This is a genomic window from Massilia sp. 05N420 (genome assembly GCF_056397205.1).
The window spans coordinates 1-20,192 of the sequence record NZ_JBFTMX010000049.1 but is presented as its reverse complement, the minus strand read 5'-3'; the positions used below and the strand labels follow the sequence as shown (position 1 = coordinate 20,192).

The following is a 20,192-nucleotide window of genomic DNA, read 5'->3' as shown; positions in this document are numbered from 1 at the left end:
GTCCCCGCCTGCGCGGGAATGACGATGGTAGGTACAATCCTCCTCTATGAAACTCGACACCTCCCCAATAGCCGCCATCGCCACCGCCCCCGGCCGCGGCGGCATCGGCGTCGTGCGCGCCTCCGGCAAGTCGCTGGCGCCGCTGATCGACGCCCTGTTCCCCGGCTTGACGCTGGCGCCACGCCACGCCACCTACATCCCGTTCAAGGACGCCGCGGGTAGCGTCATCGACGAAGGCCTGGCCCTGTACTTCAAGGGCCCTCACTCCTATACGGGCGAGGACGTGCTGGAACTGCAGGGCCACGGCGGTCCGGTGGTGCTGCGCATGCTGCTGGCGCGCGTGCTGGAAGCCGGCGCGGACGCCGGCCTGCGCCTGGCCGAACCGGGCGAATTCACGCGCCGCGCCTTCCTGAACGACAAGCTCGACCTGGCCCAGGCCGAGGCCGTGGCCGACCTGATCGACGCCTCGACGGAAGCCGCCGCCAAGTCGGCCTCGCAATCGCTGTCCGGCGCCTTCTCGAAAGTCGTGCACGAGCTGGTCGACAAGACCATCAACCTGCGCATGCTGGTCGAGGCCACGCTCGACTTCCCGGAGGAGGAGATCGACTTCCTCGAGAAATCCAATGCGCGCGGCCAGCTGGCCGGCATCATCGACGCGCTGGAACACGTGTTCCGCCAGGCCGCGCAAGGTGCGCTGCTGCGCGAAGGCCTGAACGTGGTGCTGGTCGGCCAGCCGAATGTGGGTAAATCCTCGCTGCTGAACGCGCTGGCCGGCGCCGACGTCGCCATCGTCACCCCGATCGCCGGTACCACGCGCGACAAGGTCAGCGAGACCATCCAGGTCGAGGGCATCCCGCTGAACATCATCGACACGGCCGGCATCCGCGCGGTGGACGAGGGCATCGACGTGGTCGAGCGCATCGGCATCGAGCGCACCTGGGGAGAAGTCGGCAAGGCCGACGTGATCCTGCACCTGCTGGATGCGAACCTGGGTCCGGCCAGGGCCGACGAGGAGATCGTCGCCGCCTTCCCGGAAGGCGTGCCGGTCATCCGCATCTGGAACAAGATCGACCTGTCGGGCCACAAACCCTCGGTGGACGCGGGCGCGGACGCGACCCACATCTACCTGTCGGCCCACGAGAAGATCGGCATCGAGCTCCTGCGCGCGGAACTGCTGCGCATCGCCGGCTGGCAACAGACCGGCGAATCGCTCTACCTGGCGCGCGAACGTCACCTGATCGCCCTTCGCGCGGCGCGCGAGCACCTCGATGTGGCGGCGGCGCACGCGGCGCTGGACGACCAGTCGCTCGACCTGTTTGCCGAGGAGCTGAGGCTGGCGCAGGATCAGCTGTCCAGCATTACCGGGCAGTTCACGCCGGATGATCTGCTGGGGGTGATTTTCAGCCGCTTCTGCATCGGCAAGTAATTCGATGCCGCCCCTGTCCGCCGACCTGCCGCCCGCACCCGGCGCGGATGCCGTCGCCTGGCTGTGGCGCGATGCGCCGGTGCCGGCCTGGTCGCGGCCGACCGTCGCCGTGGTCGACCGCCACATCTGGCTGGCCGGCGACAAGGTGCTGGTGCGTCCCGGCGCCCGGCCACGGCGGCTGACGGAGGACACCAGGGTCGTCCCGGTGGTGCACGTTGAGATCGATGCGCTGCGGCCGCCCGCCAGCCTGCAGCCGGCGCGCGCCGTTGTGATCGAGGCCATGCGCAAGGCGGCGCGCGCGACCACCTCTGGCTGGGTCCAGCTGGACCTCGAGGCCCGTCCTTCGCAGCGCGCCGACTATCGCGCCCTGGTGAACAGCATCCACGACTCCCTGCCGCATGGCGTACGCCTGAGCGTCACGGCGCTCGGCTGGTGGTGCCGCTCGCCGTCCTGGCTGGACGGGCTCAAGGCCGACGAGGTGGTGCCGATGTTCTTCCGAATGGGCCGCGACAATGCGGCGCTGCGCGATATCGTAGGGTCCCGGCCGCAGCTGCTGCATCCCCTCTGCCGCACGGGCAGTGCCGGCTTTTCGCGGCAGGAGCCGTTCGCGCCCGCGGTGGCGGCGCGCTACAGGCGCACTTACTGGTTCGATGAAAAAGGATGGAGAGATCCCGAATGAAGCGTTTTCCGAGGGCTGCCATGATCGCCGCCATGCTTGCCGCCGCATTATCGGTGACCGGGGATGCCGGCGCCAGCGGCGACTACGGTCCCAGCTACAGCATGTTCAAGGCCTACCGCGCGCCGGACATTCCGCTCGAGCGTTTCCAGGCAGGGGAGCTCGGCGTCCTGCAGCCGGGCATGCGCCGCGTCTACCTGTACACGGCGTGGCGCGCGATCTCGCTCGGGCCGAAGGTGGCCGCAGCGCCGGGCACCGCTGGCGGCCTGGCGCGCGCCGACGGTTCGGCCTTCGATCACGGCTGGGCCGATGCCACCGCGACCGAAGTGGAAGACGCGAGAAAGTCGCCGCTGCAGGGACCCCTGGCCATTCTCGCGGAGATCCTGCAGGTCGCTGAAAACGATAGGGCGCTCTACAAATACGACGCCTGCCCGGCGGCCGCGAACGAGCAGGCCAGACTGACCTGGCGCATGCTGGCGGCACGCCCGGACGCGAACAAGGAAAGGCGCGCCGCCTGGGTGCGCGCCCAGTACCAGGTTGCCGAAGCCTGTGCCGAAGCGGAGGATGCGCGCTACCGTTATGGCAACCAGAAGCCGCCGCAGCTGGTGCTGCCGGCGCCGCTGCCGGAATCCGAGCCGGCATTCTGGCGCCAGCTGCGCGACTACCAGCGCGCCGCCTGGAACTTCTACCTGCAGCGTTATGCGGAGAGCACGGTGCAGTTCGAGCGCATCGGCGCCACGCGCGGCCATCCGATGCAGGGCCTGGGCCAATACCTGGCGCTGCGCTCGGACATCCGGCGCGCGCTGGCCGTCAAGGAACACGAACTGGCCCCGCGCGACAGGGAGGCGCGCGCGCTCGAGCAGCGCGGTGCAGTCATCCTGGCCGACGCCTCGCTCGCACCCATGCATGAACCCACCCGGGCGCTGCTGCGTTCGATGCGTGTGAATCTCACGCCCGAGATCCGCCTGGAAGAGCTGAACCGCTACCTGGACGATCCGGCAGCCGACCCGTTCGCGCTGGACCGGYTGGGCGACTGGACGATCCTGATGGATGGCGCCAGGCCGCAGGCGGGCAAGCAATACGACTTCATCGACTGGATCGAGACCCTGCAAGGCTGCGACCGGCAACGCAAGGAGCCTTCCTGCGCCACCCAGGCCACGCATGCGCTGCAGCGCTGGCAGCAGACCAGGGCGAATACCTGGCTGGTAGCGGCGATGATGCTGGCATCAAACATGCCGCCGGAGATGGAGCGTGCGGCGCTGGCGGTCGGCGTCGATGATCCGTCCGGGCTGACCCTGCGCTACCACCTGGCACGCCTGTACCGCCTGGCGGGCCGGCAGCAGGAAGCGCGCGCCGTCAGCGAGGCGGCCCTGCGGCGCACGCTGTCGCCGGGCACGCGCAACCTGTTCCGTGAGGAGCGCTTTGCCGTCGCCACTTCGGTGCCGGACGCCGCTGCCTGGCTGTTGCGCACCAACGTCGATTACCGCAAGGGCAATCCCGCGCAGAAGGAGGACATGATCAACGACGACGGCCTGCTGTGGTTCAAGGTCGGCCTGCCGGTGGCGGGCATGGTCGAGCTGGCGCGTGTCGACAGCTTGCCCAAGCCCCTGCGCGCCCGCGCCGCCGGCGCCGCATGGATCCGCGCTTCCCTGCTCGACAAGCCGGAGCAGGGTGCCGCTGCCGCTGCCGTGCTCGCGCAGCTGGTACCCGAACTGGAGGCGCCGGCACAGCGTTACAGCCGCGCAGGGTCGAGCGCTGAACGGCGCCATATTGCGCTGGTGGCGGCCCTGCGCTTCGGCCTGTCCGCGCAGCTGGACATGGCGCCCCAGCCGGTTGCGCGCATGAACGAGGACGAGGTCACTGCCTCAAACTGGTGCTACTTCCGCGGGACCGACTTTGCGCAAATCGGCGAGGACCGCTTCGCCTGGCGCCTGCCCGTCATGCCGGCCACCGGCAATGCCGATGCCGTGCGCGACGAGCTGGCCCGCCTGGCGCCGATGAAAACCGCCACCGGCACTGTCGGCGACGATGTGCTGGCCTGGCTGGACAGCCACCCGAAGGATCCGGAGCTGCCCTGGCTGCTGCACGTCGTGGTGATGTCCACGCGCGGCGGCTGCCTCGACCCGGGCGCATCGCAGCTGTCGCGCAAGGCCTTCAACCTGCTGCAAAAGCGCTATCCGGGCACGGAGTGGGCGCGGAAGACGCCTTATTACTACTCGCCCGAATCCAGATAGGGCGCCATCAGCTCCGCCACCCAGTCCATGAAGGCCACCGCCCGCGCCGGCACGTGGCGCCGGGTCGGATACACGAAAGCCAGCGGCATCGGCGCCGGCCGGTAGTCCGGCAGCACCTCGACCAGCCGGCCGGCGCTGAATTGCTCGCGCAGGCCGGCCTGCGGCACCTGGATGATCCCGAGCCCGGCCACGCAGGCGGCTTCGTAGGAGGCGGTGCCGTTCACCGTCAGCGCGCTGCCCACCGGCGCGTAATGCGTACGCTCGCCGTCGAACCATTCCCAGGCCGGGGCGCTGCCGCCCAGCTGGGCGTCGTAGTGGATCAGGCGATGCCGGGCCAGGTCTTCGAGACGCTGCGGGGTGCCGTACCGTTCCAGGTAGGCCGGGCTGGCGCAGTTGACCTGCCGGTAGCTGCCCAGCGGGCGCGCCACCAGGCTGGAATCGAGCAGGGTGCCGGCGCGCAGCACGCAATCGTAGCCTTCGCGGATCAGGTCGACGCGGCGGTCGGCGGTGCCGAGGTCGATCGTCAGCTGCGGATGCCGGGCCATGAATTCTTTCATGCGCGGCAGTACCAGCTTGGTGGCCATCATCACCGACATGTCGACCCGCAGGCGGCCGGTGAGCACGTCGGCGCCGCCGCGGAACATGCCGCGCAGCGCCTCGACTTCGTTCAGCACTTCGCGGCTGCGCGCGTGGAAGGCTTCGCCCTCCTGCGTCATCTGGACCCGGCGCGTGGTCCGCTGCAGCAGGCGCGTGCCCAGCTGCTGCTCGAGCTGGCGCACGGCTGCGGACACCGTCGCATTCGGCAGGCCGAGCTGGCGGGCGGCGCCGCTGAAGCTCTCGAGTTCCGCCACCTTCAGGAAGACCTGGATCGTATCGAGTTCGTTCATGCATCCATGATTCTTCGTAAATCCTGCAAAGTCAATTCGGATTTCGTGCGTTTATTGCAGTTTAGACGAAGAATACACTGGACTCCTCTCACGAAACCACGAAACGAAGCAAAGGAGCCCGACATGACTATCCAGAACACCTCCCGTATCGCCATCATCACCGGCGGCAGCCGTGGCCTCGGCCGCAGCATGGCCCTGCACCTGGCGCGCGACGGCGTCGACATCATCCTGACCTACCAGCAGAACGAAGCGGCCGCGCAGGACGCCGTGGCGGCGATCGAGGCGCTGGGCCGCAAGGCGGCCGCCCTGAAGCTGGACGTGGCGGACAGCGGCGCCTTCCCGGGCTTCGCCGGCCAGGTGGACGCGGTGCTGGCCGGCTGGGGCCGCGAGCGCTTCGACATCCTCATCAACAATGCCGGCAGCGGCCTGCACGTGCCGCTGATGGAACTGACGGAGGCGCAGTTCGACGGCATGATCGCGGTCCACCTGAAATCGGCCGTGTTCCTGACCCAGGCCCTGGCGCCGCGCCTGAACGACGGCGGCCGCATCCTGAACATCTCCAGCGGCCTGACCCGCTTCACCTTGGCCGGCGCCGGCGCCTATGCCGCGGCCAAGGGCGGCGTCGAGGTCCTGACCCGCTACCTGGCGCGCGAGCTGGCCGAACGCGGCATCTCGGTGAACACGCTGGCGCCGGGCGCCATCGCCACCGATTTCGGCGGCGGCCGGGTGCGCGACGATGCGAACATGAACGCCTGGGTGGCTTCGCAGACGGCGCTGGGCCGCGCCGGCCTGGCCGACGATATCGGCGGCGCCGCCGCCAGCCTGCTGGCCGGGGGCAGCGCCTGGATCACCGGCCAGCGCATCGAAGCGTCGGGCGGAATGGGGCTGTAAGCCGAATATGCTACGCTTCGCCCATCTGAACAGTTGAAGGGCGAGGCGGGCATGGAAAAGGGGATCACGCGGCGGCGTTTCGGTTTGACGGTGGCGGCACTGGCGGCAGGCGGGATGCTGGCTTCCTGCGCCGGCCTCGCCGGACCGCGCCGCGTCGAGATCCCGCMGGCGAAGCTGCAGGCCGGCCTGGAGCGGCGCTTCCCGCTGCGTAACCGCCTGCTCCAACTATTCGACGTCCAGCTCACCCATCCGCGGCTGGACATCCTGCCCGACAGCGACCGCGTGGCGCTGACCCTGGACCTGTCGGTATCGCCGCCTTTCCTGCGCCAGTCCTGGGCCGGCATCATGACCCTGTCCGGCCACCTCTACGTGGATGCCGCGCGCAGCGGCGTGTTCATGGCCGACGCCCACGTCGACCGCTTCGACGTCCAGGGCATGGACAGCGTCCGCGCCAACGATCTCGGACGCGCCGCCGATGTGCTCATGAACCAGCTGGTGCGCGACGTCGCCATCTACAGCTTCCGCACGGAAGACCTGCGCTATGCCGGCGTCCAGTTCGTGCCGACCCGCCTCGATACCATCCCCGGCGCGCTGGTCGTGACCGTCGAACCGGTGCGCTGACTTACCCCGTCGCAAATCCGAGACGCGGGCCGCGCACGATTGAAAGGCTCCGTGCGCCTGTTGCCAATACTGCTATTATTTCTCGCAGCTAGAAGTCCGGCATCGTTCGCTTCGATGAATCGGGGAGTGCCGTAACTGTTGCGACATCAAGACTGTCGTCAGCACGCCATTGCGGAGGTAGCGCAATCGGCGCACACTGGAACGGCTTCGGGTGCGCATCAGCATGCAATGGACAAGCCGCGCTTGCGCTTTCTCATGCACACGGTGTTCCACTAAAGTAATCTTTGCGATACTGAATTGCTGCCGGTAAGGGGGTGACCTTGGGAACGATACAGGAAGGTTTTCCGGAGAAGAGCCTGGCCGTCGAGCCGCTCGTCGCCGCATCGATCGACACCGGCGCAGCGCCGGTGCCGGCGCGTCTCAGCCTGCCGCCGAAAGGCTCGTGCTGGTACTGCGAAAAACCTTTGGACAGCGTGCGCCGCTTCTGCGGAAAATCCTGTTCCGACTCCTTCGACGAAGAAGCCGAATTCACGCGCTGAGCCTGGCCAGCGCGCCTTCGAAGTCGAACACCTCGATCGCTGCCGCGACCCGGCGGTAGCGATCCTCTCCTAATTCCCTCGTCAAGCTTGCCGCGGCCTCCCGCACCAGGTCGATCGCGTCGCCGTTGCCGTCTTCGAGCAGGGCGCGCAACGTCGCCGCGGCCTCGCCGCTTTTCTCTCCCGGCAGCGCGTCCTGCAGCGCGACCGGCCCGGACGGGGCGCCTTCCAGCGCATCCAGTTCGCGCATCACCTCATCGAGCGCGCGCTCCAGCCGCGCCAGGGGCAGGGCGGGATCGGCGCCCTGGCGCAGCGCCTGCTCCAGCGCCTGCGCTTGCGCCTGCAGGGGCAGCGCTTCGATCATCCCGGCTGCGCCCTTGAGCGTGTGGGCCAGGCGTTGCGCCAGCTGCACGTTGCCGGCTTCGATGGCGCCACGGATGACGGCCGTCGTATTCCGGTACTCCTTGCGGAAGCGCGCCAGCACGCGCGCGAACAGGGCGGCGTCGCCCATCAGGCGGGCGACGCCGTTCACGTGGTGGATGGCGGGAGAGGAGGGATAGTGATCCGGCGGCGTCATGTCCGCCGCTTACTTGGTCGTGAACGACCAGGTCTTGCTGACCGCCGTGCCGCTCAAGGTGCCGCTGAAGCTGACGTCATAGGTCGTGCCGGCAGTCAGCGGAGACAGCGGAATGATGGCCGCCACCGAGGACATGGTGGTGTTCGCGTCCTGGCCCTTCACCAGCAGGCGGGTGCTCAGGTTGGCGCCGCCGCGCGGACGCACCGTGAAGCTCTGCACGGCGATGGTCTCGGTCAGGTTCGCATGCACGCTGATCGGGTAGCCGACCTCATTGACGTCGGGGACCGGGTCCGGCTCCTCGTAGTCGCTCAGGAAGTTGCGCTGCACCCCGGTCTGGCCGTCGAAGGGCCAGGTGACAATGGTATGGCTGGGCAGGCCCGGGCTGTAGCCGCCGGTGGCCCCGAGGTTGGTGGTGAAATAGATATAGTTGTTCGACGCCGTGGCCGAGCCGCTGCCCATGTCCTTGAACAGGGGTTCGAACATCACGAAGCGGTGGTAGATCGCCGTGACCAGTTCCTCGGCCAGGTAGAAGCCGGTGTTGTTGGTGGTGGCGGCGATGATCTCGCCGGTGGCGTAGCTGCGTACCAGCTTGTAGCCGGCGGCCTGCACGCGGTCTTCCACCGTGGCGCCGGTGAAGCCGGCCTTGTTGGACTCCTCGGTGTGGGTCACCGCATTGTTGATGCGCTGGTAGTCCGAGTGGGCCTGGGCCGCCCGGTCCAGCATGTTGTTACGCGCCAGCGCACCGACGCCCGCCTGCGTGCGCCGGTAGTTGATCCAGTTGAAGCCATCGGTCGCCACGTTGTTCGTCAGGATCGGCGCCGAGGCGTCCTGTCCCGAAAACCCGGTCGACGTGCCGCCCGACGAGCCGTTTGCGCCGTTCGCGCCGCCGTTGCCCGAGCCGCCGCCGCCGCAGGCGGCCAGCGCCAGGGCGGTCATGAAAGCGGCGACGATGCTCTTCGCAGAATGCGGTTTGATCATCATGTAAGACTCCCAACTTCCGGCGATACCGGCTAAAAAGAACTGCCATTCTAGGCTAATTCGTGGATTCATGACGATGCGGCGCGATAAATCCGGTTCGCACGTAAGTCCATGTAAAATAAGCCATTCTTTCCATTTGTCGAGCTGATAATTTGAAGCCTAGCCGCCAGCAGCGCCTCGCCCGCGCCAAGTTTGCCCTGCCCAGTTTCGTGACCCTGCTGTCGATCGCCTGCGGCTTCGGCAGCATCGTCATCTCGGTCGACAATGCCCCGGTGGGCAACCCGTCCGACTACCGCCTGGCGGCCATCCTGCTGGTGCTGGCCGGCGTCTTCGATGCCCTCGACGGCTTCGTGGCGCGCGCCACCAATACCCAGTCGGACTTCGGCGTGCAGCTCGACTCGATCGCCGACGTGATGAACTTCGGCTGCGCCCCCGGCCTGCTGCTGTACTGCTACGGCTTCGCGCAGATGAGCGCCGACCATCCGACCCTGGTGCGCATGGGCGGCCTGGCCTGCTTCGTGTTCGTCGCCTGCGGCGCGCTGCGCCTGGCGCGCTTCAATGTCATGGTGGGCAGGACCGATCCGCGTTACTTCGTCGGCATGCCGATCACCGCCGGCGCGGCCTGCGTGGCCGCGGTGGTGGTGGCCTGGCCGGAACCGGCGGCCGGCATGGCGCAGGCCTTCCTGGTGATGCTGCTGATGGTGGCGGTCGGCGCGCTGATGGTGTCGACGATCCGATTCCCCAGCTCCAAGCAGCCGAAATCGAAGGCGATGTTCGTCGCGCTGGGCGTGTGCGTGCTGTTGCTGGTGCTGCTGCAGACGCGCTTCTTCGCGCTGTTCTTCGTGCTGTATATCAGTGCGGCGCTGCTGCTGAACATCGCGTGGCAGGGGGGATGGCGCGGCATTTCGCCGCCGAAGGTGTACGAAGAGTGAAACGGCAATCCAGGCCAGTGGTCTGGATTGCGGGGACCGTTTTTTTCAAGCGAACTTGTCGAACAGCGCCGCCAAATGAGCGGCGCTTCGTTTTGCATCCTCCAGATCCGCCGCGTTGCCGGTCTGGTTGACGATGCTGGCCGTGAGCAGCTGCACGAAAGAGCGGTCGAGCGCCTTGCGTGCTGCCGCCATCTGCTGGGCCACGGCATCGCAGTCGGACGGCGCATCGGCCAGCGCCACCAGCTTCTGGATGCCGCGCAGCTGGCCCTCGACCCGCGCCAGGCGGTTCAATAAATCCTTCTTCTGCTGCGCGCCGAGGGCGCGGCCCTCGACGATCTTCAGCGGCTCGGCCATGGCGGCGTGCTTCATGCGACTTCGTGGCCGCGCGCCGCGCGCAGGATCGCGAACCAGTCGGTGCGCGACAGTTTGAAGCTCGTACCGGCCACCGCCACCGCAATCGCCTCGATGCGGCCGCTGCCGGTCAGCGGAACCGGATTCGACGGCAGCTGCATGATCCAGGCGAAGATCACGCTGGCGAAGGGCTGGTGCAGGCGGTCGGCGATTTCCTTGACCACCAGGCGCAGGTTCTCGGCATTCGCCTCGTTCGAGGTGAACAGGCGGCCGCCGGCCAGCGGCGACCAGATCATCGGGTTGACGCCCAGGTCCTGCAGGCCGTCGAAGGTCTCGTCGAACATCGGCGCCACGTGCAGCGGCGAGAACTCGACCTGGTTGGTGGCCAGTTCGACGCGGCGGTTCAGCACTTCGAACTGGTGGCGGCTGAAGTTCGACACGCCCGCGTGCAGCACCTTGCCGGCCTGCTTCAGGCGCGTGAAGGCGTCGGCGATCTCGTCGAAGTCCATCAGCGGATCCGGACGGTGGATCAGCAGCAGGTCGAGGCGGTCGGTATGCAGCTGGCGCAGCGATTCCTCGGCGGAGGCCACGATGTGGGCGGCGCTGGTGTCGTAATGCTGGATCCTGTGTTCGGGGCGCTTGTTGGACAGCAGCTTGATGCCGCATTTACTCACCAGCTGGATCCGGTCGCGCAGCGAGGGCTGGGCGCGCAGGGCTTCGCCGAACAGGCCTTCGACGCCGTAGTTGCCGTAGATGTCGGCATGGTCGAACGAGGTCACGCCCATCGCGATGCACTGTTCGATCAGCGCGATGCGCTGCTCGACCGTCATGTTCCACTCGACCATGCGCCACATGCCGGCGACGATGCGGGACAGTTCGAGTCCGTTCGCGCGGGTGGCGATGCGGGGGCAGTGCAGGTCGCGGGGGAGGGCGTGGGTCATTGTGGGTATTCCTTTGAGCGGTTCGGCAAATTATAGCTGGCCCGTAAACGTAGCGTGGGCACCCTGTGCCACGCGGAAGCCAGCATGTCGCTAACCTCACGCGTGGACACGGAGTGCCCACCCTGCGTCATGCCTGGATTATTTCATCCACAGACGCATCGAGTCCCAGGCACGCCCGAAGATCGAGGCTTCCGACACCTCTTCCAGCGACACCACCGGCAGCGCCAGGAGCGGTTTACCGTCGACCATCATCTTGAGGGTGCCGACGCGGCCGTTGAGGGCCAGCGGGGCGACCAGCGGGTCCTTGCGTTCCAGGACCGGCTTCATCTTCTGCGCCACGCCCTTCGGCACGGTCACCAGCACGTCGTTGGGGAAGCCGATCTTCACGGTCGACTTCGAGCCCTTCCACACTTCCGGGGTGGCGATCGCCTGGCCCTTGGTGTACAGCTTGACGGTGTCGAAGTTCTGGAAGCCCCAGTTCAGCAGCTTCTGGCTTTCGGCGGTGCGGTTGCCGTCGGAGGTGGCGCCGGACAGCACCGAGATCAGGCGGCGCTCGCCGGCCGTACCGTTCGGGCGGTGGGCCGAAGCGATCATCGAGAAGCCCGAGGCTTCGGTATGGCCGGTCTTCATGCCGTCCACAGTCGGGTCGAGCCACAGCAGGCGGTTGCGGTTCTGCTGCTTGATCTTGTTATAAGTGAATTCCTTGACCGAGTCGATCTTGTAGAACTCGGGGAAGTCCTTGATCACGTGCGAGGCCAGGATCGACAGGTCGCGCGCGGTCGAGTAGTTGTCCGGGCTGGGCAGGCCGTGCGGATTGGCGAACTTCGTGTTCTTCATGCCCATGCGCTGGGCCTGTTCGTTCATCAGGTGCGCGAAGGTGCCTTCGTCGCCGGCCACGGCTTCGGCCAGCGCCACCGCCGCGTCGTTACCCGACTGGACCATCAGGCCGTACAGCAGGTCGTTGATCGAGACCGGGGTGGCGGGGTCGATGAACATCTTCGAGCTGCTGCCGTCGACCTTCCAGGCGCGTACCGACACATTGACCTTCTGGTCCAGCGTGATCTTCTTGTCACGCAGGGCGCCGAAGACGACGTAGGCGGTCATGACCTTGGTGAGCGAAGCCGGCTCGATGCGCATGTCCGCATCCTGCGAAGCGATGATCTGGCCGCTGGTGACATCCAGCAGGGTCCACGAACGGGCGGCGATTTGTGGGGCCGGCACTTGCTGCGCATTGGCGGCCGACATCAGGAGGGCACTGGCGGCGAGGGCCGCGATTAACTTTTTCATGGGAGCAAACGAGGTGATCAGTGGATGGTGATGCATAGGCAATGCTAAAGAGCATTGCCTAAAACAAAGACGGACCATTATAGGCCAGTGATCGCTTCAAATGTCACGTCGCCACAATTGCGCGACAAGATTTTTAATATGAACGAGCTTGCGGTGGAAGAAATGGTCGGCGCCCGGAATCACGGTGACGGGGATGTCGAGCGGGCGCGCCCAGTCGAACACCTGCTGCAATGTGATCGTATCGTCAAGTTCGCCGTGGATCAGGATGGTGTCCGCCGGGACCGGCGGCATCGGCCATTTGCCGGCCGCGGTTCCCACCAGCACCAGGCGCTCGGCCGGGCGGCCTTGCGCTTCCAGGCGCTGCTGCAGCTGGGCCTGGACGAAGGTGCCGAAGGAGAAGCCGGTCAGCGCCACCGGCAGGCCGGGGTACTGTTCCGTCATGTGCTCGTACATGACCTGCATGTCGTCGACTTCGCCGCGGCCGTCGTCATACGTGCCTTCGGATTCGCCGACGCCGCGGAAGTTGAAGCGGGCCGTCACGTAGCCAAGGCCGACGAAGGCGCGCGCCAGCGTCTGCGCGACCTTGTTCTCCATCGTGCCGCCGTACAGCGGGTGCGGGTGGGCCACCAGGGCGATGCCGCGGGGGGCGCTTCCCGGCGCGCCTTCCGGCTCGTCCAGCAGGCACTCCATCTTGCCGGCGTGGCCGGTCAGGTAAAACTTTTGCGAATGCTTGTTCATTGCTTGCTAAGGCAGATCAGATTTTCAGGCGCTCGACCACTTCACCCTTGATCAGGTGGCGGTCGATGATCTCGTCGATGTCCGAGGTATCGACATAGGTGTACCAGGTGCCCTGCGGGTAGACCACCACGACGGGGCCTTCCTCGCAGCGGTCCAGGCAGCCGGACTGGTTGATGCGCACCTTGCCCTGGCCGTTCAGGCCGAGTTCCTTGATGCGCTTCTTGGCATGCTTCTGGGCGGTTTCGGCGCCGTGCTTGCCGCAGCTGGGGCGGCAGCCTTCGCCTTCGCGCACGTTCATGCAGAAGAAGACGTGGTGTTCGTAAAAGGGTTTGTCGTCGCTCATGTCGTTCTCGAATGGGTCCGGATGGGGCTATAGCTGTCCGCTATGATACGCCCTTCTCCCGTCAGGAGCGGTTCAGGCGGTGCGAAGGCAGCAGCAGGAACCACAGGGCGATGAAGGGCCAGGCCATGCCCAGGAACTGGGCGGCGCCGTTAAAGTTCAGGAATTTACCCTGCTGCCAGGCCTGCAGGGTGGCGACGAAATAAGGATTCGCCGGGATCGTGTTCACCACGATCAGCGACAGCACCAGGGTCACCACGGCCAGGCGGCGCTGCGCCACCGGGGGCGCGAAGGCCAGGCCGGCCAGCATGATCAGGCCGATCAAAAAGCCGCCCTGGGCGCCGGGCGTGATCCAGGTGAGGGCGTTATCCGGCGAGAAGAACAGCGAACTGGCCAGGGTCTTGACCACGATGCCGGTGAAGACCAGCGCCAGCATCAGCCACAGCCTGGGCGCGCCGCTCCGGGCCAGGCACAGCAGGGTCAGGGCGGCGCCGCTCATGCCGCAGGCCGTGATCACGATCTCCGACAGCCAGTACTGTTCGACCGTCATGCCGGCGCCGCCGCGGATCATGCTCACCAGGTCGATGTCGGCATCGAGCCAGTCGGACAGCCATTCCGACAGCAGCGGCAGGATCTGGCCATTGCCGAACAGGTAACCCTGGGGATAGACCTGGGCCAGCGGCCACAGCGCGACCAGCACCAGGCCCTGGCTGGCGTAGGCGGCAAACCAGCGCTGGCGCAGGCGCTGCAGGCGGCCATGGTCGAGCAGCAGCGGGGCGAAGAACAGCCCGAGCACCGCGCCGGCCAGGCAGCCGGCCGAATTCGTCAGCAGGTCGAGGTTCGACGGCACCCGGCTGGGCAGGTAGTTCTGCACCGTCTCCATGGTGCCGGACACCAGGATGCCGGTCAGGCCCGCCACCGCCACCGCCCACACGCCGCGCACCAGCGGATGCAGGGACAGCACCAGCAGCACACCGAGCGGCATGTAGCCGACGATGTTGACCATGACGTCGAAGCCGGTCCAGTAGCGCTGCGGCTGCAGGTTCAGGAAGGTGAACGGCGACAGGCCGCTGCTGCGCCAACCGGAAAACGGAAACCAGCTCGCGTAGACGATCAGCAGCAGGTAGGCCAGCAGCGCGGCGCGTGCAACCGGCGATGCGCGCGGCCTGCCCTGGTCTTGCGTCCCGGTCATCGGCGATTCAGGTTCAGGTTCAGCGTACCCAGCCAGGCCACGATGTCGACCGCGATGGCATCCGTGCTGGCAGCCAGTGCGCGCGCGCCGCCGGCGGCATCCGCAGTGCCTGCGGGGGTGGTGCGCGCAAAGCTGCGCTGGTCGACCAGCACGTGGCCCTGGAATACCGAGGCGCGCAGCGCGACCTGGCCTTCGCTCTGCGCCGCGCCGCTGAAGTTGTGGATGAATTCGTCGACGTCGATACGCAGGATCGGAACCCCGTTTGAGGCGTCGGTTTCGGACAGCACCTTGGCGCCCGCCTGCGCGATCCGGGTCTTCATCCGCTGGGTCATCATCTGCAGCGGGTTCGCGGTCCAGCGGCTGTTCGCATAACTGCGCGCCTGCAGGGCATCGGCATAGCTGAGGCGGTAGAACATGCGCTCGTTCTCGAGGGCGCTCGAGCCGGTGATGTCGGTGACGACGATCGCGCCGATCGGCACCGCCGCCTGCGCCTGTGCCTGGGAAGCGGACTGCATGGCCGGGCCGAAGTCGAACTGGGTGGTCGGCTCGCCCTTCTGCGAGGCGCAGCCGGCGAGCAGCAGCGCGGCGGCGGCCAGGGCGATGAGACGGTGCTTGAGTAGGGTTGCACTGAGCAGGGTCACGGTTTCCTCATGGGTCATTTGGTCGGTGGGACGAAGCCGGGTTCGCCGGGGCCTGGCTGGGCCCTGGGCGCGCCGAACAGGATGCTCTGCGGACGGTCGCCGATATTCGTCACCGTGCGGCGGACGGCGCGCAGCGAGATGCGAGCCTCGTCGGTCATCTCGACCAGGTGCGGCAGGGTGCGCATCTCGAGGTCGGAGGTCACGCCTTCGAGCGAGGCGATGGCGCCGGCGGCGCGGTCGATCGGGCCGCCCGGGGCCTGCAGGTTGGTGGCCAGGCGGTCGTAGTTGCGCACCGCGCTGTTGGCGCTGGTGGACAGCTCGTTCACCGAAGTCATGGTGCGATCGAGCTTGGCGGTCAGTTCCGGCATGCGCGCCAGCGTCGGCTGCAGCTGTTTCGGGATCTCGCCGTAGGCTTGCGCCGCCTTGCTGATGTTGTCGACGGCGCCGGTGATCTTGTCGGCGTTCTCCTGGCTCAGGATGCTGTTCAGGCTGTTCGTGATCTGCTCGGTCTTCTCGAGGATGGACAGGCCGCGCTTTTCCAGCTGGTCCAGCAGGCCGGGACGCAGCGGGATGCGCGCCACATGGCCCTTGTCGCTTTGCAGCAGGGGCGAGCCGGTGCGGTCGTCGTCGAGCTGGATGAAGGCGATCCCGGTCACACCCTGGTAGCCGAGCGAGGCGAAGGTGGTGGTGGTGACCGGCGCGCCGTCGGCGATCGACAGCCTGATCAGGATCTGGCCGGTCACGCGCGGGTCGAACACGATGTCGTCGACGCGCCCGACCTCGAGGCCGCGGTAGCGCACCGCGGCCTGCGGGTTCAGGCCCGGAATGGTCTGGGTGGTGACGATCTCGTAGGGATGCATCTGGGTGCGGTCGCGGTTCAGCCACAGGCCGACCAGGATGGCCGCCACCAGCAGCGCGACCGTGAAGAAGCCCGTCATCAGGGCATACGATCTGTTTTCCATGTCAGTCTTCCGTTTCCTTTCCGGCGTAGCGCTCTTCCAGCACTTCCAGCGCCCGCTGGCCGCGCGGGCCGAGGAAAAATTGTTTGATGAAGGGATGCTTCACGCGCAGCACGTCGCATGCGGGGCCGACCGCCAGCACGTGCTTCTCGGCCAGCACCGCGATGCGCGAGGACAGCGCGAACAGGGTATCGAGGTCGTGGGTGACCATCACCACGGTCAGGTGCAGCTCGTTGTGCAGGGTCTGGATCAGCTCGACGAAGGTGTCCGAGAGGTCGGGATCCAGGCCGGCGGTGGGCTCGTCCAGGAACAGCAGCTGGGGCTCGAGCGCCAGCGCGCGCGCCAGCGCGGCGCGCTTGATCATCCCGCCCGACAGGTCGGACGGCATCTTGTTGGCGTCGCCCGGGCCCAGGCCCACCATGTTCATCTTCAGCAGCACGGCATCGCGGATCACGTCCTCGGGCAGGGCGCGCAGCTCGCGCAGCGGCAGGGCGATGTTGTCGAACACCGTCAGCGCCGAATACAGGGCGCCCTGCTGGAACAGCATGCCCCAGTGGTTGCGCATGCGCTGCAGCTGTTCCGGACTGGCGCTGCTGACGTCCTCGCCGAACACCGTCACCGTGCCGCTCGACGGGTGTTCCAGGCCCAGCATCTGGCGCAGCAGCACGGTCTTGCCGGTGCCCGAGCCGCCGACGATGGACAGGATCTCGCCCGCGTAAATATCGAGGCTCAGGTCCTGGTGCACCACGGTGCGGCCGAAGCGGGTCCAGAGGTTGCGGATCTGGACCACCGGCGGTCCGACTTTTTCGTCGGGCTTGAGATTCAGGGTCTGGGTTTGGGTCTTGTCCATCAGCTGAACCCCACGCCGGAAAAGACGATCGCGAACACGGCGTTGGCCATGATGACGACGGTGATCGCGGTGACCACCGAGGTCGTGGTCAGGCGCCCCAGGCTTTCGGTGTTCGGCTTGATGCGCAGGCCGAAGTGGCAGGCGGTCAGGGCGATCAGCATGCCGAACACGATGCCCTTGCCGAGGCCGATCATGTAGTTCACTATCGGCACCGCCGACGGCAGCTTCTGGATGAAGTAGCGCAGCGACAGGCTCAGTTCGACCTTGGCCGCCAGCATGCCGCCCAGCAGGGCCATGGAGTCGGTCCAGACCACCAGCAGCGGCATCGCGATCGCCAGTGCGATCACCTTCGGCATGATCAGGCGGTAGCCGTGCGAGATGCCCATCACCAGCATGGCGTCGAGTTCCTCGGTCACCCGCATCACGCCCAGCTGGGCCGTGATCGAGGAGCCTGAGCGGCCGGCCACCAGGATCGCCGCCAGCAGCGGCCCGAGTTCGCGGATGATCGCCATGCCGAGGATGTTGACCAGGTAGATGTCGCCGCCGAACATGCGCAGCTGCTGCGCCGACAGGTAGGACAGCACGATCCCGATCAGGAAGCCCACCAGGGCGGTGATGCCCAGGGCCTGGAAGCCGGAATGGTAGATGTTGGCCGAGATTTCCTTCCACGGCCCCGTGCCTGGATTGCGGATGAAGCGGCCGACGTCCTGCACCACCTGGCCGACCAGGATCACCACCGCCTTCATGTGCTCGAAGAAGGACAGCACGCCCGAACCCAGCCTGATCACCCAGTTGAAGGGACTGGTGCGCACCCGCGGCAGCTCGATGCCGCTGGCCTGCTCGAGGCGCGCGAACAGTTCTTCCTGCTTCGGGTCGAGCGTCAGGTGGCTGGGACGCTTCTTGCCCCAGGCGCTCCAGAACATCTGGGCGCCGATGTGGTCGAGGCTCGTCACTTCCGACAGGTCCCAGGCCAGCGAGGGTTTGCCGGCCAGTCCGGCCAGGGTCTTGTTGATGCTCTTGATGGCGCCGCGCCTGGCCAGCGCGTGGACCTGCCATACGCCGCGCGCCACCACGGACTGCTCCGTCCCAGCGGGCCTCTGCTCCGGGCTGGGATGTTCGATAGTTAATGTTGGCGCATTTTCAATCTGCATTACGGCAGTGTAAAAGAGAATCGCAGGAGGTGCCACACGCGCGGCGGTAACGTGCCTGTGCCGGCGTCCTCAGGCGGCCAGGTGGCGGACCTGGCGTTCGGGCGCGGCGGCGGCTGCTTTTTGCTTGTGCGCGGACTGGCCGGCCGGCTTGTCGACATTGCCGGCGTAGTCGCTGGCCAGCAGCGCCTTCGCCGCATCCTCGCTCATGCCCTTCAGTTGCAGCCATTCCTGCACCAGCTTCGCCAGGCGGTCGAGGGCGATGCGGTGGGTGGCGTCGGTCCGGGTGTACATCCAGTCGGAGAAGGCCATGAAGTTCGCAAAGGGCGTCTCGCCCAGCAGCGTCTTGACGGTATGCGCGAAGCGGCCGGAGTTGGCGACCAGGTCCCAATAGCGGGCAAAGCGCACCAGGCGCTGCATTGTCGGGAAGTCGATGCGGTCGGTGGCCAGTACGGTATAGGGCGGGTAGGGATCGAACACCATCCCGTAAGGCTCGGTGTGGCGGATGATCGGCGTGCCGCGCAGGCGCTTCAGGATGCCGAACTGGATCTCGTGCGGGCCGAGCGATACCAGGTGGTCGAAGCCGCGCGCGAAGCTGTCGACGCCCTCGCCCGGCAGGCCGGCGATCAGGTCGACGTGCAGGTGGGCGTGCGAGTGTTCGTGCAGCCAGCGGATGTTGTCCGCGGCCTTGGCATTGTCCTGGCGCCGGCTCACCAGCGCCTGCACCTCGGGATTGAAGCTCTGGATGCCGATCTCGAACTGCAGGGCGCCCGGCGGGAATTGTGCGATGGTCGTCTTCAGCGCTTCCGGCAGGTGGTCGGGGACCAGCTCGAAGTGGGCATAGACCGGATCGTTTGGCGCGGCAGCGATCTTGTCGAGGAAGAACTGCATGATGCGCTGGCTGGTCTTGACGTTCAGGTTGAAGGTGCGGTCGACGAACTTGAACAGCCGGGCGCCGCGTTGGTAAAGACCTTCCATCTCGGCCAGGAAGCCGTCGATGCCGAAGGGCCAGGCGGTCTTGTCCAGCGACGAGAGACAAAACTCGCACTTGAAAGGGCAGCCGCGCGAGGCTTCCACGTAGATGGTGCGGTGGGCGATGTCCTCGTCGCTATATAAAGAGTAGGGCAGGGCGATGTCGGCCATCGGCGGCTGGACGCCGGCATGGACTTTCATGATCGGCTTCGGGCCGCGCAGGATCTCGCCGCACAGCTTGGGGAAGCTGACATCGCCCCAGCCGGTGACAGTGTAGTCGGCCAGGCGGACGATCTCCTGCTTGTCCGTTTCGTAGGAGACCTCGGGACCGCCCAGAACGACGGTCACCTCGGGTGCGACGCGCTTGAGCATGGCGACGACCCTGGTCGTCTCCTCGACGTTCCATATATAGACGCCGAAGCCGACGATGCGCGGCTTCCTGGCCAGCAGGCGTTCGACCACTTCAGTGGTCTTGGCGCCGATGACGAATTCCATCAGCGCAGTCTGCTCCTGCAGCTCTCCCATATTGGCCAGCAGGTAGCGCAGGCCCAGCGAAGCGTGGGCATAGCGGGCGTTGAGGGTGGAGAGCAGGATGGTCATGGCGGTGCGGATCGGAAATCGGGACGGCAAAGCGTGCATTGTACCGGTCCGGCGCGCGTCTGCAGTGGCGCTGCATGTGCGGGCCTTGCGGGGCTGCCGGGGCTTTGCTATCATTCGGTCCCTCGTTGAATACGACCGCCGATTCAAGTTTTTACGGCAGTTTCACCGAGGTGTGTCCGAAAGGCACGAAGCAAAAAGAAGTTGACGAACACTGCGAAACACTGCATAATCTCGCTTCTCTGCTGCTGACGAACAAAACGATTCGCCGAATGCAGCAAGGCAGTACCGAATACGATCTTTAACAATCAACAGTCGATAAGTGTGGGCGTTTGATGAAGTGCCAGCATCCTTCGGGATGCTGAATGCTTAAATTATCAAATGTTCACAAAAAGTATAACGTTGCTCAGCAATGAGT

21 protein-coding genes are annotated in these 20,192 nt (G+C 66.5%); 7 read left to right on the top strand and 14 right to left on the bottom strand.

Annotated features, from left to right (window positions below):
- The first annotated feature begins 46 nt into the window (after positions 1-46).
- The 3 genes from mnmE to AC1DIX_RS23810 are packed head-to-tail and all read left to right on the top strand — an operon-like array spanning position 47 to position 4,336.
- Positions 47-1,426, top strand: a complete 1,380-nt coding sequence (gene mnmE, locus AC1DIX_RS23820) for a tRNA uridine-5-carboxymethylaminomethyl(34) synthesis GTPase MnmE (protein ID WP_477327906.1) — start codon at positions 47-49, stop codon at positions 1,424-1,426.
- 4 nt (positions 1,427-1,430) lie between these two features.
- Entirely contained in the window at positions 1,431-2,105 is a 675-nt protein-coding gene (locus tag AC1DIX_RS23815; protein ID WP_477327904.1) for a hypothetical protein, read from the top strand.
- Positions 2,102-4,336, top strand: a complete 2,235-nt coding sequence (locus tag AC1DIX_RS23810) for a hypothetical protein (RefSeq protein WP_477327902.1) — start codon at positions 2,102-2,104, stop codon at positions 4,334-4,336. Before AC1DIX_RS23815 ends, AC1DIX_RS23810 begins: the two co-directional genes overlap by 4 nt.
- Here the strand turns inward: AC1DIX_RS23810 and AC1DIX_RS23805 are convergent.
- Entirely contained in the window at positions 4,315-5,223 is a 909-nt protein-coding gene (locus AC1DIX_RS23805) for a LysR family transcriptional regulator (RefSeq protein ID WP_442121268.1), read from the bottom strand. The genes AC1DIX_RS23810 and AC1DIX_RS23805 overlap by 22 nt on opposite strands.
- 123 nt (positions 5,224-5,346) lie before the next feature.
- Here AC1DIX_RS23805 and AC1DIX_RS23800 point away from each other — a divergent pair, with 123 nt between their 5' ends.
- From AC1DIX_RS23800 to AC1DIX_RS23790, 3 genes are all read left to right on the top strand, one after another.
- Positions 5,347-6,114 (top strand): SDR family NAD(P)-dependent oxidoreductase, encoded by a 768-nt coding sequence (locus AC1DIX_RS23800; protein WP_477327900.1) that lies wholly within the window; start codon positions 5,347-5,349, stop codon positions 6,112-6,114.
- A 51-nt stretch (positions 6,115-6,165) separates the two neighbouring features.
- Positions 6,166-6,735 carry a DUF1439 domain-containing protein gene (locus AC1DIX_RS23795; RefSeq protein ID WP_477327898.1) on the top strand — a complete coding sequence of 190 codons (570 nt, stop codon included), beginning with the start codon at positions 6,166-6,168 and terminating at the stop codon, positions 6,733-6,735.
- 320 nt (positions 6,736-7,055) lie between these two features.
- Positions 7,056-7,274: a hypothetical protein gene (locus tag AC1DIX_RS23790; protein ID WP_442121271.1), complete on the top strand. Its 219-nt coding sequence runs from the start codon at positions 7,056-7,058 to the stop codon at positions 7,272-7,274.
- Here the strand turns inward: AC1DIX_RS23790 and AC1DIX_RS23785 are convergent.
- Positions 7,264-7,848 (bottom strand): Hpt domain-containing protein, encoded by a 585-nt coding sequence (locus AC1DIX_RS23785; protein WP_477327896.1) that lies wholly within the window; start codon positions 7,846-7,848, stop codon positions 7,264-7,266. The two genes, AC1DIX_RS23790 and AC1DIX_RS23785, sit on opposite strands and share 11 nt — an antisense overlap.
- Before the next feature lie 9 nt (positions 7,849-7,857).
- The gene (locus AC1DIX_RS23780; protein WP_477327894.1) at positions 7,858-8,829 is read right to left on the bottom strand and encodes a CAP domain-containing protein; all 972 of its coding nucleotides are present in this window, start codon (positions 8,827-8,829) and stop codon (positions 7,858-7,860) included.
- A gap of 149 nt (positions 8,830-8,978) precedes the next feature.
- Between AC1DIX_RS23780 and pssA the strand changes: the two genes are divergently transcribed.
- Entirely contained in the window at positions 8,979-9,758 is a 780-nt protein-coding gene (pssA, locus tag AC1DIX_RS23775; protein WP_477327892.1) for a CDP-diacylglycerol--serine O-phosphatidyltransferase, read from the top strand.
- A gap of 45 nt (positions 9,759-9,803) precedes the next feature.
- Here the strand turns inward: pssA and AC1DIX_RS23770 are convergent, their stop codons facing one another.
- The 11 genes from AC1DIX_RS23770 to AC1DIX_RS23720 all read right to left on the bottom strand — a co-directional run bounded on the left by AC1DIX_RS23770 (position 9,804) and on the right by AC1DIX_RS23720 (position 19,777).
- The gene (locus AC1DIX_RS23770; protein WP_442121275.1) at positions 9,804-10,127 is read right to left on the bottom strand and encodes a metal-sensitive transcriptional regulator; all 324 of its coding nucleotides are present in this window, start codon (positions 10,125-10,127) and stop codon (positions 9,804-9,806) included.
- Complete coding sequence (locus AC1DIX_RS23765) at positions 10,124-11,050, bottom strand: aldo/keto reductase (protein ID WP_477327890.1); 927 nt, start codon at positions 11,048-11,050, stop codon at positions 10,124-10,126. Before AC1DIX_RS23765 ends, AC1DIX_RS23770 begins: the two co-directional genes overlap by 4 nt.
- A gap of 138 nt (positions 11,051-11,188) precedes the next feature.
- Positions 11,189-12,337, bottom strand: a complete 1,149-nt coding sequence (locus tag AC1DIX_RS23760; RefSeq protein WP_442121277.1) for a D-alanyl-D-alanine carboxypeptidase family protein — start codon at positions 12,335-12,337, stop codon at positions 11,189-11,191.
- 96 nt (positions 12,338-12,433) lie between these two features.
- Positions 12,434-13,075, bottom strand: a complete 642-nt coding sequence (locus AC1DIX_RS23755) for an alpha/beta hydrolase (protein ID WP_442121278.1) — start codon at positions 13,073-13,075, stop codon at positions 12,434-12,436.
- A gap of 16 nt (positions 13,076-13,091) precedes the next feature.
- A complete protein-coding gene (locus AC1DIX_RS23750) occupies positions 13,092-13,418 on the bottom strand; it encodes a (2Fe-2S) ferredoxin domain-containing protein (protein WP_435572599.1) in 327 nt (108 codons plus the stop codon).
- 61 nt (positions 13,419-13,479) lie between these two features.
- Positions 13,480-14,607, bottom strand: coding sequence for a VanZ family protein (locus AC1DIX_RS23745; RefSeq protein ID WP_442121279.1), 1,128 nt, complete (start codon positions 14,605-14,607; stop codon positions 13,480-13,482).
- Complete coding sequence (locus AC1DIX_RS23740) at positions 14,604-15,266, bottom strand: ABC-type transport auxiliary lipoprotein family protein (protein ID WP_477327888.1); 663 nt, start codon at positions 15,264-15,266, stop codon at positions 14,604-14,606. The genes AC1DIX_RS23745 and AC1DIX_RS23740 overlap by 4 nt, the downstream gene beginning before the upstream one ends.
- Complete coding sequence (locus AC1DIX_RS23735) at positions 15,263-16,210, bottom strand: MlaD family protein (protein WP_442121281.1); 948 nt, start codon at positions 16,208-16,210, stop codon at positions 15,263-15,265. The genes AC1DIX_RS23740 and AC1DIX_RS23735 overlap by 4 nt, the downstream gene beginning before the upstream one ends.
- Position 16,211: 1 nt before the next feature.
- Positions 16,212-17,057: an ABC transporter ATP-binding protein gene (locus AC1DIX_RS23730; protein WP_442121282.1), complete on the bottom strand. Its 846-nt coding sequence runs from the start codon at positions 17,055-17,057 to the stop codon at positions 16,212-16,214.
- Positions 17,057-18,208 (bottom strand): MlaE family ABC transporter permease, encoded by a 1,152-nt coding sequence (locus AC1DIX_RS23725; RefSeq protein ID WP_477252128.1) that lies wholly within the window; start codon positions 18,206-18,208, stop codon positions 17,057-17,059. Before AC1DIX_RS23725 ends, AC1DIX_RS23730 begins: the two co-directional genes overlap by 1 nt.
- A gap of 69 nt (positions 18,209-18,277) precedes the next feature.
- Complete coding sequence (locus tag AC1DIX_RS23720; RefSeq protein ID WP_477327886.1) at positions 18,278-19,777, bottom strand: B12-binding domain-containing radical SAM protein; 1,500 nt, start codon at positions 19,775-19,777, stop codon at positions 18,278-18,280.
- Positions 19,778-20,192: the final 415 nt, after the last annotated feature.

What these genes read in the sequence shown, in the direction of transcription:
- mnmE (WP_477327906.1), top strand. Translation starts at nt 47, where the DNA reads ATGAAACTCGACACCTCCCCAATAGCCGCCATCGCCACCGCCCCCGGC.
- AC1DIX_RS23815 (WP_477327904.1), top strand. Translation starts at nt 1,431, where the DNA reads ATGCCGCCCCTGTCCGCCGACCTGCCGCCCGCACCCGGCGCGGATGCC.
- AC1DIX_RS23805 (WP_442121268.1), bottom strand. Translation starts at nt 5,223, where the DNA reads ATGAACGAACTCGATACGATCCAGGTCTTCCTGAAGGTGGCGGAACTC.
- AC1DIX_RS23800 (WP_477327900.1), top strand. Translation starts at nt 5,347, where the DNA reads ATGACTATCCAGAACACCTCCCGTATCGCCATCATCACCGGCGGCAGC.
- AC1DIX_RS23785 (WP_477327896.1), bottom strand. Translation starts at nt 7,848, where the DNA reads ATGACGCCGCCGGATCACTATCCCTCCTCTCCCGCCATCCACCACGTG.
- AC1DIX_RS23780 (WP_477327894.1), bottom strand. Translation starts at nt 8,829, where the DNA reads ATGATGATCAAACCGCATTCTGCGAAGAGCATCGTCGCCGCTTTCATG.
- AC1DIX_RS23770 (WP_442121275.1), bottom strand. Translation starts at nt 10,127, where the DNA reads ATGAAGCACGCCGCCATGGCCGAGCCGCTGAAGATCGTCGAGGGCCGC.
- AC1DIX_RS23765 (WP_477327890.1), bottom strand. Translation starts at nt 11,050, where the DNA reads ATGACCCACGCCCTCCCCCGCGACCTGCACTGCCCCCGCATCGCCACC.
- AC1DIX_RS23760 (WP_442121277.1), bottom strand. Translation starts at nt 12,337, where the DNA reads ATGAAAAAGTTAATCGCGGCCCTCGCCGCCAGTGCCCTCCTGATGTCG.
- AC1DIX_RS23755 (WP_442121278.1), bottom strand. Translation starts at nt 13,075, where the DNA reads ATGAACAAGCATTCGCAAAAGTTTTACCTGACCGGCCACGCCGGCAAG.
- AC1DIX_RS23750 (WP_435572599.1), bottom strand. Translation starts at nt 13,418, where the DNA reads ATGAGCGACGACAAACCCTTTTACGAACACCACGTCTTCTTCTGCATG.
- AC1DIX_RS23745 (WP_442121279.1), bottom strand. Translation starts at nt 14,607, where the DNA reads ATGACCGGGACGCAAGACCAGGGCAGGCCGCGCGCATCGCCGGTTGCA.
- AC1DIX_RS23740 (WP_477327888.1), bottom strand. Translation starts at nt 15,266, where the DNA reads ATGACCCATGAGGAAACCGTGACCCTGCTCAGTGCAACCCTACTCAAG.
- AC1DIX_RS23735 (WP_442121281.1), bottom strand. Translation starts at nt 16,210, where the DNA reads ATGGAAAACAGATCGTATGCCCTGATGACGGGCTTCTTCACGGTCGCG.
- AC1DIX_RS23730 (WP_442121282.1), bottom strand. Translation starts at nt 17,057, where the DNA reads ATGGACAAGACCCAAACCCAGACCCTGAATCTCAAGCCCGACGAAAAA.
- AC1DIX_RS23725 (WP_477252128.1), bottom strand. Translation starts at nt 18,208, where the DNA reads ATGCAGATTGAAAATGCGCCAACATTAACTATCGAACATCCCAGCCCG.
- AC1DIX_RS23720 (WP_477327886.1), bottom strand. Translation starts at nt 19,777, where the DNA reads ATGACCATCCTGCTCTCCACCCTCAACGCCCGCTATGCCCACGCTTCG.